The 15,651-nt window shown below is 74.7% G+C and carries 14 protein-coding genes and 1 pseudogene; 6 read left to right on the top strand and 9 right to left on the bottom strand.

Features of this window, described 5'->3' with window-relative positions:
- Nucleotides 1-25: 25 nt before the first annotated feature.
- From KBX06_RS04685 to KBX06_RS04655, 7 genes and pseudogenes are all read right to left on the bottom strand, one after another.
- Nucleotides 26-1,627 (bottom strand): acyl-CoA carboxylase subunit beta, encoded by a 1,602-nt coding sequence (locus KBX06_RS04685; RefSeq protein WP_210832869.1) that lies wholly within the window; start codon nt 1,625-1,627, stop codon nt 26-28.
- Nucleotides 1,624-2,763 carry an acyl-CoA dehydrogenase family protein gene (locus KBX06_RS04680; protein WP_210832868.1) on the bottom strand — a complete coding sequence of 380 codons (1,140 nt, stop codon included), beginning with the start codon at nt 2,761-2,763 and terminating at the stop codon, nt 1,624-1,626. The genes KBX06_RS04685 and KBX06_RS04680 overlap by 4 nt, the downstream gene beginning before the upstream one ends.
- Nucleotides 2,760-4,517: an acyclic terpene utilization AtuA family protein gene (locus tag KBX06_RS04675; RefSeq protein WP_210832867.1), complete on the bottom strand. Its 1,758-nt coding sequence runs from the start codon at nt 4,515-4,517 to the stop codon at nt 2,760-2,762. Before KBX06_RS04675 ends, KBX06_RS04680 begins: the two co-directional genes overlap by 4 nt.
- A 95-nt stretch (nt 4,518-4,612) precedes the next feature.
- Nucleotides 4,613-5,389 (bottom strand): annotated as a pseudogene (locus KBX06_RS04670) (TIGR03084 family metal-binding protein); the annotation flags it as partial.
- Between the two features lie 70 nt (nt 5,390-5,459).
- On the bottom strand, nt 5,460-6,065 hold the full coding sequence (locus KBX06_RS04665) for a TetR/AcrR family transcriptional regulator (RefSeq protein ID WP_210832865.1): 606 nt from the start codon (nt 6,063-6,065) through the stop codon (nt 5,460-5,462).
- A 117-nt stretch (nt 6,066-6,182) separates the two neighbouring features.
- Nucleotides 6,183-6,845 (bottom strand): metallophosphoesterase family protein, encoded by a 663-nt coding sequence (locus KBX06_RS27585; RefSeq protein WP_307854424.1) that lies wholly within the window; start codon nt 6,843-6,845, stop codon nt 6,183-6,185.
- Between the two features lie 171 nt (nt 6,846-7,016).
- A complete protein-coding gene (locus KBX06_RS04655; RefSeq protein ID WP_089003062.1) occupies nt 7,017-7,694 on the bottom strand; it encodes a Crp/Fnr family transcriptional regulator in 678 nt (225 codons plus the stop codon).
- 231 nt (nt 7,695-7,925) lie between these two features.
- Between KBX06_RS04655 and KBX06_RS04650 the strand changes: the two genes are divergently transcribed.
- The 6 genes from KBX06_RS04650 to KBX06_RS04625 all read left to right on the top strand — a co-directional run bounded on the left by KBX06_RS04650 (nt 7,926) and on the right by KBX06_RS04625 (nt 13,306).
- Nucleotides 7,926-8,588, top strand: a complete 663-nt coding sequence (locus tag KBX06_RS04650) for an adenosylcobinamide amidohydrolase (RefSeq protein ID WP_210832864.1) — start codon at nt 7,926-7,928, stop codon at nt 8,586-8,588.
- Between the two features lie 56 nt (nt 8,589-8,644).
- Nucleotides 8,645-9,808, top strand: coding sequence for a CapA family protein (locus KBX06_RS04645; RefSeq protein ID WP_210832863.1), 1,164 nt, complete (start codon nt 8,645-8,647; stop codon nt 9,806-9,808).
- A gap of 61 nt (nt 9,809-9,869) precedes the next feature.
- Nucleotides 9,870-10,658 carry an endonuclease III gene (gene nth, locus KBX06_RS04640; RefSeq protein WP_210832862.1) on the top strand — a complete coding sequence of 263 codons (789 nt, stop codon included), beginning with the start codon at nt 9,870-9,872 and terminating at the stop codon, nt 10,656-10,658.
- Between the two features lie 55 nt (nt 10,659-10,713).
- Nucleotides 10,714-11,376, top strand: coding sequence for a TlpA disulfide reductase family protein (locus tag KBX06_RS04635; RefSeq protein ID WP_210832861.1), 663 nt, complete (start codon nt 10,714-10,716; stop codon nt 11,374-11,376).
- Nucleotides 11,373-12,065, top strand: coding sequence for a CoA pyrophosphatase (locus KBX06_RS04630; protein WP_210832860.1), 693 nt, complete (start codon nt 11,373-11,375; stop codon nt 12,063-12,065). Before KBX06_RS04635 ends, KBX06_RS04630 begins: the two co-directional genes overlap by 4 nt.
- Before the next feature lie 62 nt (nt 12,066-12,127).
- A complete protein-coding gene (locus KBX06_RS04625) occupies nt 12,128-13,306 on the top strand; it encodes a MarP family serine protease (protein ID WP_210832859.1) in 1,179 nt (392 codons plus the stop codon).
- Between the two features lie 4 nt (nt 13,307-13,310).
- Here KBX06_RS04625 and KBX06_RS04620 read toward each other — a convergent pair whose 3' ends face one another.
- Nucleotides 13,311-14,114, bottom strand: coding sequence for a phosphatase PAP2 family protein (locus tag KBX06_RS04620; RefSeq protein ID WP_210832858.1), 804 nt, complete (start codon nt 14,112-14,114; stop codon nt 13,311-13,313).
- A gap of 124 nt (nt 14,115-14,238) precedes the next feature.
- The gene (gene mycP, locus KBX06_RS04615) at nt 14,239-15,648 is read right to left on the bottom strand and encodes a type VII secretion-associated serine protease mycosin (protein ID WP_210832857.1); all 1,410 of its coding nucleotides are present in this window, start codon (nt 15,646-15,648) and stop codon (nt 14,239-14,241) included.
- Between the last annotated feature and the right edge of the window lie 3 nt (nt 15,649-15,651).

The following is a 15,651-nucleotide window of genomic DNA, read 5'->3' as shown; positions in this document are numbered from 1 at the left end:
TGCCTCTCGATCGCGTTCATCGCGCTCACATCCGGAAGACGCCGAAGCCGTCGGCGCCCCTGACCGGTGCGTTGTGGACAGCCGACAGGCAGAGCCCGAGGACGGTACGGGTGTCGCGGGGATCGATCACCCCGTCGTCGTAGAGCCGGCCGGAGAGGAAGAGCGCGCCGGACTGCGACTCGATCTGCTGCTCGACCATCATCCGCATCGCGGCGTCGGAGTCCTCGTCGTAGTCCCGGCCCCGGGCGGCGGCGGCCTGCCGGGCCACGATGGACAGCACGCCCGCGAGCTGCGCCGGCCCCATCACCGCCGACTTGGCGTTCGGCCAGGTGAACAGGAACCTCGGCTCGTACGCCCGCCCGCACATGCCGTAGTTGCCGGCGCCGTAGGAGGCGCCGAGGTTGACCGTCAGGTGCGGCACCGTCGAGTTCGACACCGCGTTGATCATGAGGGCGCCGTGCTTGATGATGCCGCGCTGCTCGTACTCGGTGCCGACCATGTAGCCGGTGGTGTTCTGGAGGAAGACCAGCGGGGTGTCGGCGGCGTTGGCGAGCTGGATGAACTGGGTGGCCTTCTGCGCCTCCTCGCTGAACAGCACGCCCCGCGCGTTGGCCAGCACCCCGACGGGATAGCCGTGCAACTCGCCCCAGCCGGTGACCAGGGCGGTGCCGTACGCCGGCTTGAACTCGTCGAACTCGCTGCCGTCGAGCACCCGGGCCAGCACCTCGCGCGGGTCGAACGGCACCTTCAGGTCGGCGCTGGCGATGCCGAGCAGCTCCTCGGCGTCGTACCTCGGCGGGGCCGGCAACGGGTTGCGCGGCGGCGGGCCCTGCTTGCGCCAGTTCAGCCGGCGTACGCACTGCCGGGCCAGCCGGATGCCGTCGCGCTCGTCGGCGGCGAGGAAGTCCGCGAGCCCGGACGTCGTGGCGTGCATGGCCGCCCCGCCGAGGGACTCGTCGTCGGTGACCTCGCCGGTGGCCATCTTCACCAGCGGCGGTCCGGCCAGGTAGACCTGTGACCGGTCCCGGATCATGATCACTTGGTCGGACATGCCGGGCACGTACGCGCCCCCGGCGGTGGCGTTGCCGAAGACCACGCTGACCGTGGGGATCTTCGCGGCCGAGAGCCGGGTCAGGTCGCGGAACACCCGTCCGCCGGGGATGAAGATCTCCGCCTGGGTGGGCAGGTCCGCGCCGGCCGACTCGACCAGGTTCACCATCGGCAGCCGGTTGGCCAGGGCTATCTCGCCGGCCCTGCGGGTCTTCGCCAGCGACCACGGGTTCACCGCGCCGCCGCGTACCGTCGGATCGTTCGCGACGACGAGGCACTCGACGCCCTCGACGACGCCGATGCCGGTCACCACGCTGGCGCCGACCGGGAAGTCGGTGCCGTACGCCGCCACCGGGGACAGCTCCAGGAAGGGGCTGTCCGCATCGAGCAGCAGCTCGATGCGCTCCCGGGGGAGCAGCTTGCCCCGCTGATGGTGCCGGGTCACGTACTTCCCGCCGCCCCCGGCGCGCGCCCGGTCGAGGGCGGCGTCCAGCTCGGCGAGGCGCTCCAGCAGCGCCTCCCGGTTGGCGCGGTGCCCCGGCGAGGACGCGTCGATCGCACTGCGCAGTGTGGTCACAAGCCCATGCCCTTCGCGACGATCTCGTTCATGATCTCCGTGGTGCCGCCGCCGATACCGAGGATCCGGGCGTCGCGGTAGTGCCGCTCCACCTCGGCGTCGCGCAGGTAGCCGTAGCCGCCGTGCAGCTGGAGCGCCTGGTCGACCACCTCGGCGCAGGCCGCCACCGCGACGTTCTTCGCCATCGCCACCTCCGTCACCACCGGCTCGCCGGCGGCCACCCGCGCCGCCACCTGGTGCACGTACGCCCGGGCCGCCTCGGTGCGGGTGTGCATCTCGGCCAGCCGGTGCCGGATCAGCTGTCGGCTCGCCAGGGGACGGCCGAACGTGGACCGGTCCCGGCACCACCGCACCGCCAGCTCCACGCAGCGCTGCGCTGTCGCGTACGCCTGGGTGGCGAGGGAGAGCCGTTCCGCGGCGAAGTTCTGCATGATCGCCAGGAAGGCGGTGTCCTCCGCGCCGACCCGGTTCGCCACCGGCACCCGGGCGTCGGCGAACGACAGCTCGGCGGTGTCGGAGCAGTGCCAGCCGAGCTTCTCCAGCCGGCGCCCGACGGTGAAGCCGGGCGTACCCCTGTCGATCACCAGCAGGGTCAGGGCGCCGCTGCCCGGGGGCAGGGTGCAGACGGCGGTGGTCACGAAGTCGGCCCGGAAGCCGCTGGTGATGTAGGTCTTCGACCCGTTGACCACGTAGTGGTCACCGTCCCGCCGCGCGTGCGTGCGGATGCCGGCCACGTCCGAGCCGCCGTCGGCCTCGGTGATCGCCAGCGCGCCGATCGTGGTGCCGGCCAGCGTCGGCCGGACGTACCGGTCGATGAGCTCCGCGTCGCCGCAGGCGACGATGTGCGGCAGCGCGATGCCGTGCGTGAAGAGCGCGGCGACCAGGCCGGACGAGCCGCCCGAACGGATGATCTCCTCGGTGACGATGATCGAGTCGAGCAGGTCCCCGCCGCTGCCGCCGACCGCCTCGGGGAAGCCGATGCCGAGCAGGCCGAGCTTGGCGGCGGTGGCGTGCAGCTCGCGCGGGATCTCGCCGGCCCGCTCCCAGTCGTCCAGGTGCGGCAGCACCTCCCGGGTGACGAAGGCCCGCGTCAGCTCCCGTAGCTGCCGGCGCTCCGGCGTGTCCACGATGCTCACCGGCCCTCCCCGGGCGTCGCGCCGCCGGCCCGGTGGTCCGGACCGGGCCCGAGTTCCGCCGGCAGGTCGATGAGCCGGGAGCGGAGCAGCTCGCCGAGCGCCTTGGCCTGCGGATCGAACCTGGTGGAGGCGGCCACCCCCTGCCCGAGCAGGCCCCGGACGACGAAGTTGACCGCCCGCAGGTTCGGCAGCTCGTACCGCTCGACGGCCAGCGGCGCGGTCTCCGGCAGCAGCTCGCGCAGCCGCGCGGTGGTCAGCCAGCCGCGCAGCCACGACCAGGTCGCGTCACTGCGGGCCCAGACGCCCAGGTTGGCGTCGCCGCCCTTGTCGCCGGAGCGGGCCCCGACCAGCTCGCCGAGCGGCGCGCGCCGGGTGGGCCGGTCGGTCGGTGCGGCCGGCGGTTGACCGGCCTCCGGTGCCGGTCCGTCAGGCAGGTCGGCGGCGGGCGCCGACTCGCCCGGCGTGTCGGCGGTGCGGGCCGGCGGCGGGATCGACACCCGCTCGCCGGAGGGGAGCACCGCGACGTGCGGCACCGCGTCCTGCGGCACGGCGTCGGCGGTGAACACCCCGTAGGGCGTCGCGTCGCCGGGCAGCGTGGTCAGGGTGCAGCCGGGGTAGGAGGCCAGGGCCAGTTCCACCGCCGCGGCCGAGAACGCCCGCCCGGCCCGCGTCTTGTCACCGTCGCGCAGGTGTACGTGCAGCAGCGCGCTCGCCGCCTCGGTGTCGACCGCGTCCGGGTGATCGGTGCGGGCCAGCGTGAACTCCAGCCCCTGCGTGCCGACCGCCGCCTCGACCTGGCTGCGGACCAGGGCCGCCTTGGCGGGGATGTCGAGCCCGCACAGGACGAAGGTCATCGAGTTGCGGAAGCCGCCGAGGTTGTTGACGCCCACCTTGAGGGTGCCCGGCGGGGGTGTGCCCCGCACGCCGCTCACCCGTACCCGGTCCGGTCCGTCGGCGGCCAGCTCGACCGTGTCCAGCCGGGTCACCACGTCCGGGCCCAGGTAGGCCGGGCCGCCGACCTCGTAGAGCAGCTGGGCGGTGACAGTCTCCACGGTGACCGCGCCGCCGGTGCCCGGGTGCTTGGTGATCACACAGGAGCCGTCGGGGTGCAGCTCGGCGACCGGGAAGCCGGGGCGCCGCCCGCCGTCGGGCAGCTCGGTGAAGAAGCTGAAGTTGCCCCCCGTCACCTGCGCCCCGCACTCGAGCAGGTGACCGGCGGTGGTCGCCCCGGCCAGCGCGTCCAGGTCGTCGCGGCCCCAGCCGAAGTGGGCGATCGCCGGCCCCACCACCAGGGACGCATCGGTCACCCGGCCGGTGACCACCACGTCCGCCCCGCCGTCCAGACAGGCGGCGATGCCGTACGCCCCCAGGTAGGCGTTCGCCGTCAGCGCGTCCGGGCGGGTGAGGGCGTCGCCCTCGACGTGCCCGACGCGTACGGTCAGGCCGAGCCGGCCGGCGAGCGACCCGATCGCGGTGGCCAGGCCGGCCGGGTTCAACCCGCCGGCGTTGGTCACGATCCGTACGCCCCGGTCGAGCGCGGTGCCGAGGCAGCCCTCCAACTGCCGGAGGAAGGTCTTCGCGTAGCCGAGGGAGGGGTCGCGCAGCCGGTCCCGGCCGAGGATCAGCATGGTCAGCTCGGCCAGGTAGTCGCCGGTCAGCACGTCCAGTTCGCCGCCGTCGAGCATCTCCCGCCACGCCGTGGACCGGTCGCCGTAGAAGCCGGAGGCGTTCCCCACCCGCAGCACGCCGCTCACGCCGCCACCCCGCCCGCGTCGCCGGTGTCGGCCGCGTCGCCGGTGGCACCGGCCCCAGGGCCCGCAACCATCATGGGGGGTCCGTCGGCTCCGAATGCCCTCGGCGGGCGGCCGGGGCCGGGTGGGCCGGCGAAGGCCTGCGCCACGTCCAGCCACCCGTCGGCGACCGGGCCGGTGGCCGACAGCGCCAGGTCCGCGCGGTGCCTGCGCTGGGTGACGAGCAGGCAGAAGTCGAGGGCTGGGCCGGTGACCCGGTCGGCGGCGTCGGCCGGGCCGTACGTCCAGGTGTCGCCCTGCGGTGCCGCCAGCTCGACCCGCACCGGCACCGTCGGCGCCGGTCGGCCGTGGGTGGCGAAGCTGTGACCGAGGGTACGGAAGCCGAGGTGCGCGACGTGCCGCAGCCGGGCCGTGCCGGGGCGGGTCACCCCGAGGGCGTCGGCCACGTCCGTGCCGTGCGCCCAGGTCTCCATGATCCGGGCGGTGGCCATCGAGGCGGCTGACATCCGGGTGCCGAACCAGGGCAGCTTGCCGCCCGCCGGCACGCCCGCCAGCGCGTCGGCGAGCGCCGCCCGGCCGGCACGCCAGCGGGGGAGCAGCTCGTTCGGCGGAGCGAGGAACTCCTCCGCGCCGGCGTCGACGAGCCGGGCGGGGTCGGGGGCGGCGAGCACGGCCGCGAGGAACGCCTCGGCGTCCGTGGCGGCGAGCAGTGCCACGTGGTCGGTCCAGGCGAGGTGGGCGATCTGGTGCCCGACGCTCCAGCCCGGCGACGGCGTGGCGAGCCCCCAGCCGGCCGGCGACCGGCCGGCCACCAGGTCGTCGAACTGCTCGGACTCGTCGGCGAGGTCCGCGAGCAGGTCCTTGAGGTCGACCATGGTGCCTCCGGTGCGGGACGGGCCCGTTCAGGGCGGGCGGGCGGCCGGGCGGGTGTGAGCGGGCGGGCGGTCAGGCGGGCGTGAGCAGGGTGGCGAGCTGGCGCTTCCAGGTGTGCAGCAGGGCGGCGCGGCGGGACGAGTCGTCGTTGAGCAGGTTGGCCACGCCGAGCCCGCGGAGCAGGTCGAGGGTCGCCTGCACCGCCTCGCGTACGCCCGGGCGGCGTTCGTCCACGTCGAGCAGCGCGACGGTGAGCCGGTGCATCTCGCGGCCGACCCGGGCCTCCAGCGGCACGAGGGCCTCGCGCAGCTCCCGGTCGGTGCGCGCGGCGACCCAGAGTTCGAGGGCGGCGACGAAGAGCGGGCCGGTGAAGGCCGCACCGAGCAGGTCGATCACCCGGTCGAGCCGCCGCGGGCCGGGCGGCAGCGCCTCGGCCTCGCTGCGCAACTCCTCCGCCCGCCGGTCGGCGAGGTGGGCGACGGCGGCCGTGACCAGCGCGGCCTTGGTGGGGTAGTGGTGCAGCTGGGCGCCGCGCGAGACGCCGGCCCGGGCCGCGACGACGGTGGTGGTGGTGCCGGACCAGCCGTGCTCGACCAGGCACTCGACGGTCGCCTCCAGCAGCCGGGCCTGGGTGGCGCGGCTGCGCTCCTGCTGAGGGACGCGGGTCGATGCGGGCACGGGGACAGCCTGTCGCCCCGGAAACAAACAGTCAAGACTGACTTTTTCTAGCCCGAGGTCGGACTGGCGCGTCGGCCTGGGACGGGGACCAGGCAGTCCGGCCCTGTCGAGCTGCCCCTATGGATGGGGCAGGCGTGCCGGTCGACGCCCCCGCCGGCGGCTCGTCGGGTGCCGGCTCGTCGGGTGCCGGCCCGTCGGTGCCGGCTCGTCGGGTGTCGGCTCGTCGGGTGTCGGCTCGCGTCTGCCGCTGCGGATGGGCGCTGTCGAGCTGCCCCCACAGATGGGGCAGGGGCCTGTAGGGAAGGCACAGGCTCGCCCGGACAGATCGGCCGGTCCTATGGACGGGGCAGCTCGACAGGGCACGACCGGGGATCCCCAACCGGAACGGGGCCCGGGTGGCGATCGCCGGCAGCGGACGATTGATCCGCGCGTGGACCTGCCGCAGCGGAATCCCGGGGCGCCGGGCCGACACGCCCGGCATCCGCCCGGCACCGCCCGGCATCCGCCCGGCACCGCCCGGCACCGGTGGCGAAGGCACCTGGGCCTTGGACGGGGCATCCGCAGGCCACTCACCCGGGCGCAGGCGGCGTCCACGTCGAAGGGGGTGCGCCGCAGGTGTGCCCCCGGCCCGAGGAGCGCCCAGTAGGCGCCGGGACCGCCGTAGGGCATCCCGACACTGCCGGGGTTGACGATCAGCCGTCGGTCGGCCAGCCGGGTGAACGGCATGTGGGTGTGCCCGCAGACCACGGTCGCCACCTCGGCCGGGACGTCGGCGAGCACCTCCGCCCAGCGGGCCACCTGCTCGTCCCGCTGCCCCGCACAACCTCCAACGCCGGCAGCGCACCGTGGATGTCGGAGAGAACGGCCACCCGGTCCAGCATCGCTCCACCGTGCCCATCGGGCGGGCACGGTGTCCAGCGATTCTGCCCCGGGCAGATCCGGTCGTACGCGTCAGACGCGGGCGCGGCGGGCCAGGCGCTCCGGATCGAGGATGATGATGCTCTTGCCGTCCAGGCGCAGCCACCCGCGCGAGGCGAAGTCGGCCAGCGCCTTGTTGACGGTCTCCCGGGAGGCGCCGACGAGCTGGGCGATCTCCTCCTGGGTGAGGTCGTGGGTCACCCGCAGCACGCCGCCGTCGCGGGTGCCGAATCGGCCGGCCATCTGGAGCAGGTTCTTGGCGACGCGGCCGGGGACGTCGGTGAAGATCAGGTCGGCCAGCGAGTCGTTCGTGCGCCGGAGCCGGCGGGCGAGCACCCGCAGCAGCTGCTCGGCGATCTCCGGCCGGTTGTTCAGCCACGGGCGCAGGGCCTGCTTGCGCAGTCGCACCAGCCGGGTGTCGGTGACCGCGGTGGCGGTCGCCGTGCGCGGCCCGGGGTCGAAGAGCGACAGCTCGCCCACCATGTCCGACGGACCCATCACCGCGATCAGGTTCTGCCGGCCGTCGGCAGCGCGCCGGCCCACCTTGATCTTGCCGGACAGCAGGATGTAGAGACTGTCGCCGGGCTCGCCCTCGTTGAAGACGATCTCGCCCTTGCGTACCTCGAGCGTCTCCATCTCCTTGGCGAGTGCCTCGGCAGCCTCCGGGTCGACGCCCTGGAAGATCCCGCTGCGAGCCAGTACCTCGTCCATCGCGCACCTCCGCCTGCGCGTGCCGTCCGTCGGCCGGGTCCGCCGTCCGCTGATCCCTCGCGCGTCGCCAGTCTAGGCGCACGTGAGCAGCAATCAGAGGTGCACCCCTGGAATCTTGATCGTTGGGCGTAACCTGCCAGGCCTGATCAAGCAGTATGATCGCGCGCCCGCCCGGGCGCCGGAAGATGTACGGGAAGATGCCTGCTGACGCCCGGGTCGTAGGGTCACCACGTGCTGAGTGAACCCGTGCTGACGGCCCGCCAGGAGGACGGTCGGGACGTCCCGCTGCTGGTCTGGCGCGCCGACGGCCCGCTGCGCGCCGTCAGCTCCGCGCCGCTGGGCGGCGGGATCGGCGTACGGCACTGGGTCGTCAACGCGACCGTGCCCATGTCGTACGACCGGGACGACCCCGCCGACCACCTGGCCGAACTGGCCGACCGGCTCGACCTCGACGGGCCCGGGGTGGGCCTGCTGACCGGGGTGGACGTAGCCGAGGTGGTGGCCCGGACGGACACCGGCGTGCGGGTCTGGGCGACGGTCGGCCTGGGCACCCCCGTCTGGGCGGCGGCACCCGCCCCGGCGACGCTGGCCCAGCGGGTCGGGACCGTCAACCTCGTGGCGTACGTGCCGGCCCGGCTCGGCGACGCCGCCCTGGTCAACGCGGTGGCCACCGCCACGGAGGCGAAGGCGCAGGCGATCGCGGAGCTGGGTGTGCCGGGCACCGGCACCCCGACGGACGCGGTCACCGTGCTCTGCCCCGTCGACGGCCCCGAGTCGGCGTACGGCGGCCCGCGCTCGGCCTGGGGCGCCCCGCTGGCCCGGGCCGTGCACGCCGCCGTGACGGCCGGCGGGGCGGGCACCGTGGTCCCGTGGTCCGACCGACCGGCCGGCTGACACTTCGTCCGATCGGCCCTCGTTTCGGCCTTGCACACCCGATAAGGTCGCGCTCGATGTACGCTGCCGCCTCCCCTCCGCGCCGCCGGGCCGCACTCGGCCTCGGCGTGCTGCTCGCCGTCCTGCTCGCCGCCGGCTGCGGGGGCCCCGGGTCCGGGGCCGACGCGGTCTGGCAGCCCGGCGCGGGGGGCGGCAACACCGGCGCTCCGGTCCGCTCGGGCGAGCCCACGTCCTCCGCCCAGCCCGCCGAGCAGGCCATCTCGCTCTCGGCGACCGGCGACATCATCATGGGCAACGCGCCGAACCGGCTGCCCCCCAACGGCGGGAAGGGCTTCTTCGACTCCGTCGAGAAGGCGCTCGCCGCCGACCTGGTGATGGGCAACCTGGAGGAGCCGCTCACCGTCGACACCGGCACCGGCAAGTGCGGGCCGAACTCGACCCGCTGCTTCCAGTTCCGGGCCCCGCCCGAGTACGCCGTGCACCTGCGCGACGCCGGCTTCGACCTGCTGAACCAGGCCAACAACCACGGCTACGACTTCGGCCCGAAGGGCTACGAGAACACCCAGAAGGCGCTGGAGAAGTACGACCTCGCGCACACCGGGGCGCCCGACCAGATCACCGTGGTCGACGTCAAGGGGGTCAAGGTCGCGGTCGCCGGATTCTCGTCGTACGTCTGGTCCAACAGCCTCACCGACATCGCCGCGGCGAAGAAGGTGATCACCAAGGCGGCCGGCATGGCCGACGTGGTCGTCGTGCAGGTGCACATGGGCGGCGAGGGGTCCGAGAAGACGCGGGTGCGGCCGGGCACCGAGATGTTCCTCGGCGAGAACCGGGGTGACCCCGTCAAGTTCTCGAAGGCGATGATCGACGCCGGGGCGGACCTGATCGTCGGGCACGGTCCGCACGTGCTGCGCGGCATGGAGTTCTACAAGGGCCGGCTGATCGCGTACAGCCTGGGCAACTTCGCGGGCGGGGGCAACTCGCTGAGCAACGCCGGCCGGCTCGGCTGGGGCGGGGTGCTGAAGGTGTCGCTGAAGCCGGACGGCAGCTGGGCCGGCGGCTCGTTCGTCTCGACGTACATGAACTCCATCGGCAAGCCGACGATGGACCGCGACGACCGCGGGCTGGGCCTGCTGAAGCAGCTCACCGAGAGCGACTTCCCGGAGACCGGCGCCCGCTTCGACGACGCGGGCGCGATCAGCGCGCCGCAGGGCGGCTGACCGGGACGGCACGGCGCGTGGCCCCGGCCGACCGTCGCCCGGGCGACGTAGGCTGGCCGGCGTGACCACGAGTTCCTCCGGCTTCACCGAGACCGACCTCGGGCGCACCCGCCGCGCCCGGCGGATCGGCCGCGCACTGACCGAGACCCACCCCGACGCGCACTGTGAACTGAACCACTCCAACGCCCTGGAGTTGGCCGTCGCGACGATCCTCTCCGCGCAGTGCACGGACAAGAAGGTCAACGAGGTCACCCCGAAGCTCTTCGCCCGCTACCCGAGGGCCGCCGACTACGCGGGAGCGGACAGGGCGGAGCTGGAGGAGCTGATCCGGCCCACCGGCTTCTACCGCAACAAGACCGACTCGCTGATCAAGCTCGGCCAGGCCCTCGTGGAGCGGTACGACGGCCGGGTCCCCGGCAAGCTCGCCGACCTGGTGACGCTGCCCGGCATCGGCCGCAAGACCGCCAACGTCATCCTCGGCAACGCCTTCGACGTCCCCGGGATCACCGTCGACACGCACTTCCAGCGACTGGTGCAGCGCTGGCGGCTGACTTCCGAGACCGACCCCGTCAAGATCGAGCACGTGATCGGGGCGCTCTTCCCCCGGCGCGACTGGACCATGCTGTCGCACCGGATCATCTTCCACGGCCGGCGGGTCTGCCACGCCCGCAAGCCGGCCTGCGGCGCGTGCACCCTGGCGAAGCTGTGCCCGTCGTACGGCACCGGTCCGACCGAGCCGGCGGCGGCCGCGAAGCTGCTCAAGGGCCCCCGGGCCCGGGACCTGGCGGTGGCGGCCGGGGTCGCCCCGGAGCTGGTGCCGGTCCAGGCCGTCGTGGCGGAGGCACCGTGAGCGCGAGGAGTGAGCCGGTGTTGCGAGCCCCGCAGTCGCGAACCACGGTGAATCGATGAGCGCGAGGAGTGAGCCGGTGTTGCGAGCCCCGCAGTCGCGACGCCGGCTCGTCGCCCTGCTCGTACCCGTGCTGCTGGCCGCCGCTGGGTGCACCGCCGGTACCGAGGAGAAGGACCCCGGCCCGTCCGCCCGGCAGAAGGCCGCCGCGAGCCGGCCGTCGCCCTTCCAGGACTGCTCCGCCCTCGGCACGGCGCCCGCGTCCGCCCCGCCGGCGTCGTCGTCCGGTGGCGGGGGGCAGGCGCTGCCCGAGCTGACCCTGAACTGCTTCACCGGCGGTGCTCCGTTCGCCCTGCGGGAGCTGCGCGGGCCGGCGGTGGTCAACGTCTGGGCCTCGTGGTGCCCGCCCTGCCGCAAGGAACTGCCCGCCTTCCAGCGGCTCAGCGAACGGGCCGCCGGCCAGCTCCAGGTGATCGGAGTCAACAACCAGGACGGCCGCGAGGCGGCCCAGGCCATCGGCGAGGACTTCGGCATCCGCTTCCCGGTGCTGGTCGACCAGGGTGAAGGGCTGAAGCGGGCGCTGAACCGCAAGGCCATCCCCCTGACCGTCCTCGTCGACGGGCAGGGCCGCGTACGGCACGTCGACTCCTCCGGCGCCCTCGACGACGCCCGGCTGGCGGAGCTGGTCCGCCAGCACCTCGGTGTGACGGTGCCGGCGTGAGCCGGCGGCCCCCGGGCTGGTTCGACCCGCTGCTGACCCGGCTCGGCAGCGCGCGCAGCGAGGACTTCACGCAACTGGTCACCCCGGAGCGCGGGGGGCGGGAGAGCGCCGTGCTGGTGCTGCTCGGCGAGGAGCCCGGCACCGGCCCGGACGTGCTGATCCTCCAGCGGGCGGCCACCCTGCGCAACCACGCCGGTCAGCCCGCCTTCCCCGGCGGCGCGGCCGACCCGGGGGACGCCGACGTCCGGGCGACCGCACTGCGCGAGGCGAACGAGGAGGTCGACCTCGACCCGGCCAGCGTCACCGTCCTGGCCGAGCTGCCGAAGCTCTGGATCCCGGTCAGCGACTTCGTGGTCACCCCGGTGCTCGGCTGGTGGCACGCCCCGCATCCGGTGCACCCCCGGGAGCCCGCCGAGGTGGCGCACGTGGCCCGGCTGCCGGTCACCGAGCTGGTCGACCCGGCGAACCGGATGCGCGTCCGCCACCCGAGCGGCTGGATCGGTCCGGCCTTCTCGGCGCGCGGCATGCTGGTCTGGGGCTTCACCGGCGGGGTGCTGGCCGCCCTGCTGGAGATGGGTGGCTGGGCCCGGCCGTGGCCGCGGGACCGGGTCGTGGACCTGCCGCCGACCGGGGTCGCCCCGGCGCCCTCGGCCGGCACCGACGCGGTCGACGAGACCCCGGTGCGCTGACCGGACGGGCACCTTCCGCAACGATGGTCATCTCGCGGGCAGGGTGCCCGTACGCTTGACGCGTGTCCGCCGTGGATCTCGTACTGCTGCTGCTCATGCTCGTGTTCGCGATCAGCGGATACCGCCAGGGCTTCGTCATCGGGGTGCTGTCGTTCTCCGGCTTCTTCCTGGGCGCGCTGGTGGGCCTCCAGTTGGGGCCGATGCTGGCCCGGCAGTTCGTCGACAGCGGCACCCGGGTGCTGATCTCCCTGGTGGCGATCTTCGGGCTGGCGGTGGTCGGTCAGGCGGTCGCCGGCTGGCTCGGCTCGCACCTGCGCAAGACGATCACCAGCGACGTCGGCAAGCGGGTCGACGACGTCGGCGGGGCGTTCGTCTCGCTCTTCGCCGTGCTGCTGGTCGCCTGGCTCGTCGCGGTGCCGCTCGGCTCGTCGTCGCTGCCCTGGCTGGCCTCCTCGGTACGCAACAGCGCGCTGCTCACCGTGGTCGACCGGGTCCTGCCCGACCAGGCGCAGCAGCTTTCCACGGCGCTGCGGGACACCGTCGACACCAACGGCTTCCCCGACGTCTTCGGCGACCTGGCGCCCACCCGCGCCCGGCAGGTGTCCCCGCCCGACCCGGCGCTCGCCGGCTCCCAGGTGGTGGTCAACAGCCAGCGCTCGGTGGTGAAGGTGCTCGGCTCCGCCCCGAGCTGTTCGCGCCGGATCGAGGGCTCCGGCTTCGTCTACGCCGACGACCGGGTGATGACCAACGCGCACGTCGTCGCCGGTACCCGGTCCACCGTCGTCGAGCTGAACGGCGACCGGTACGACAGCAGGGTCGTCGTCTACGACCCCGACCGGGACCTGGCCGTGCTGCACGTGCCCGGGCTGCCCGGCCCGTCGATGCGGTTCGCGGCCGGCAACGCGGGCAGCGGCGCGGACGCGATCGTGCTGGGTTTCCCGCTCGACGGGCCGTACAACGCCCAGTCGGCGCGGATCCGGGACGTCGACCGGATCACCGGGCCGGACATCTACTCCGCCGGCAACGTGACCCGGGAGGTCTACACCATCCGGGCGCTCGTGCAGAGCGGCAACTCCGGCGGCCCGCTGGTCTCGTCGAACGGGCTGGTGCTCGGGGTGATCTTCGCGGCGGCGGCCGACGACCCGAACACCGGCTTCGCGGTGACCGCGGCCGAGGCCCGCCCCGTCGCCCTGGCCGGCGCCGAACGTACCCGGGCCGTCGGCACCGGCGACTGCACCTGACCGGTCAGCGACCTGCCGTCGGCCCGTGACCCGCCGTCGGCCCGCGACCTGCCAGCGGTTTCCGGCCCGTCGGCGGTGTGGGGCGACCGGTTGGGGCAGCCCGCCAGACGGTGAGGGCGGCGGCGGTCGCGGCCACCACGGCCGCGCCGAGCAGCCAGCCGGCCAGCACGTCGCTGCTCCAGTGCACGCCGAGGGCCACCCGGCTGAACCCGGTCACCAGGGCCAGCAGCAGGGCGGCCGTCCACAGCACCGGGCGCGCGGCCGGCCGGGCGTGCGGGAGGAACACCACCAGCAGCACCCCGGCGGCGAGGGCGGCGTTGAGCGCGTGCCCGGACGGGAAGGCCAGGCCGGGCGCCTCGGCCACCGGGTCGGGCAGGTCCGGCCGGGGCCGGCCGACGAGCAGCTTGAGCAGCGGGCCCAGCAGGCCGCCGACCGCCATGGTGACGGCCACCCACAACGCCAGCTGCCGGGCCCCCCGGTGGAGCAGCCAGAGCACCAGGACCAGGGCTCCCACGCGCAGCGGCATCGGGGCGAACACGTCGGTCCAGAGGGTCATCAGGCCCACCCACGCCGGGTGGTCGGCGGCGTGACCGGCCAGTGCGTCGGTGACCGCCGTGTCGAGCCGGCGCAGCGGGGGCCAGCCTGCCAGGACCAGGACCGCCAGCAGCGTGAACGGCGCTGCCACCAGGAACGCGGCGGTGGCGGCGAGGGTCAGCCGCAGGCCCCGCGCGTGGTCCGGGTGCAACCGGCGGCCACGCCACGAGGAGCGCGGCGGGGCGGTGAGCGTACGCGGGCCGGACAGGCTCATGACGGTCGTCCTACCCGGGACGCGGCCCGTTCAGACCCGCTCCGGTCGGCCGCCCGGGCCGGTTGCCCCCGGCAGGGGCGACGACGGCTCGTCCCGGACGGGCGACGGCGGCCGGGCCGGCGCCTCAGCCCGACGGCGGCGGGCGACGCCACGTCGCGGCGACGCGCCGGTGCGAGGAGAGCGGGGTCCACTGGCGGAACCGCCGCACCATCAGCGCCGCCCCGGTCAGCAGGGCGACGAAGAACACGGCCCCGGTCCAGAGCTGCTCCGGCGTGGTCTCCTCGTGTGCACCCGCCGGCTGGGCCGCCCACCGGGACTGCTGGCGCGGCACGGTGAAGCCGAGCGGCTCGCCGCCGACCCCCGCGACGTCGGACTGCGCCGCCCCCGGCGCCGGCCCGAACCCGACCACGCCCGGGGAGGACTGGTCGTCCAGCGGGTTGCGGCCCACCGGGCCCACCTCGGCGTCCAGCGCGGCGACCGGGTCGACCATGCCGTACCCGAAGCGGTCGTCCCGGCCGGTCGGGCCGATGTCGCGGGCGGTGGAGAGCAGCCGGTTGACCACGTCGCCGGCGGGCATCTCGGGGTAGCGGGCCCGCACCAGCGCGGCGGTGGCGGCGACCAGCGGCGCCGCGAAGCTGGTGCCCTGCACCCGCCAGTAGCCGCCCGGCCGGGCCCCGACCAGGCCGGTGGCGGGGGCGGTGAGCACGGTGGCCCGCCCGGTGATCGAGCCGGACCAGAGGCGGTCGCTGTCGCGCTCCGACCCGGCGACCGCGATGACGCCCGGCTCGCGGGCCGGGTACCAGACCTTCGCGTTGGGCGAGTCGCCCAGGTTGCCGGTGCAGGCGACCACGACGACGTCCCGGACGAAGGCGTAGTCGAGCGCCGCCGCCAGGGCGGGACTGTCGCCGCTGCCGCCGAGGGACAGATTGATCACGCGGGCGCCGTTGTCGACGGCCCAGCGCACGCCCCTGGCGACGATCAGCGCGTCGTCGTAGCGGTTCTCGGCGTCGAGGACGCGCACCGGGAGGATCCGGGCGTCCGGCGCCAGGCCGACGGCCCCCCGCTCGTCGTCGTTGCGGCCGGCGATCAGCCCGGCCACGGTGGTGCCATGGCCGACCGGATCGGGGCTGCCGGTCGCGCCCCGGGGCGCGACCAGGTCGAGGCCGGGCAGCACCCGACCGGCCAGGTCGGGATGGGTGGCGTCCACCCCTGAGTCGATCACCGCGACGGTGACGCCCACGCCGGTCGAGCTGCGCCACGCGGCATCGGCCCGTAACACGTCGAGCTGCCACTGCTCGTCGCGGACCTGGTCGGGGCGCTTCCTGCCGTCGGGCGCCGCGAGCGCCACCGGGACGACGGCGGCCGGCTCGTGCAGGACCGGCCGGGCGGCGGGCTGCCGGGGGGCGGCGCCGGCCGCCGTCACCGGAGCCGCGACCGACACGACGGCGGCCGCCAGGCCGAGCAACGTACGCCCGGCGATCCGCCGAGCCGCTGGCGGACAGCTGTCCCGCACGGTCGTCACATCCTCAGGCATTCA

Origin of the sequence: Micromonospora sp. C31 (assembly GCF_018070575.1) — a bacterium.
Lineage (GTDB): Bacteria > Actinomycetota > Actinomycetes > Mycobacteriales > Micromonosporaceae > Micromonospora.
The sequence above is the reverse complement of the archived record's forward strand: the minus strand, read 5'-3'. Positions and strand labels throughout refer to the sequence as shown.

Excerpts from the sequence above, each read along its gene's own strand:
- mycP (WP_210832857.1), bottom strand. The coding sequence starts at position 15,648 with ATGCCTGAGGATGTGACGACCGTGCGGGACAGCTGTCCGCCAGCGGCT.
- KBX06_RS04645 (WP_210832863.1), top strand. The coding sequence starts at position 8,645 with ATGTACGCTGCCGCCTCCCCTCCGCGCCGCCGGGCCGCACTCGGCCTC.
- KBX06_RS04635 (WP_210832861.1), top strand. The coding sequence starts at position 10,714 with ATGAGCGCGAGGAGTGAGCCGGTGTTGCGAGCCCCGCAGTCGCGACGC.
- KBX06_RS04655 (WP_089003062.1), bottom strand. The coding sequence starts at position 7,694 with ATGGACGAGGTACTGGCTCGCAGCGGGATCTTCCAGGGCGTCGACCCG.
- KBX06_RS04620 (WP_210832858.1), bottom strand. The coding sequence starts at position 14,114 with ATGAGCCTGTCCGGCCCGCGTACGCTCACCGCCCCGCCGCGCTCCTCG.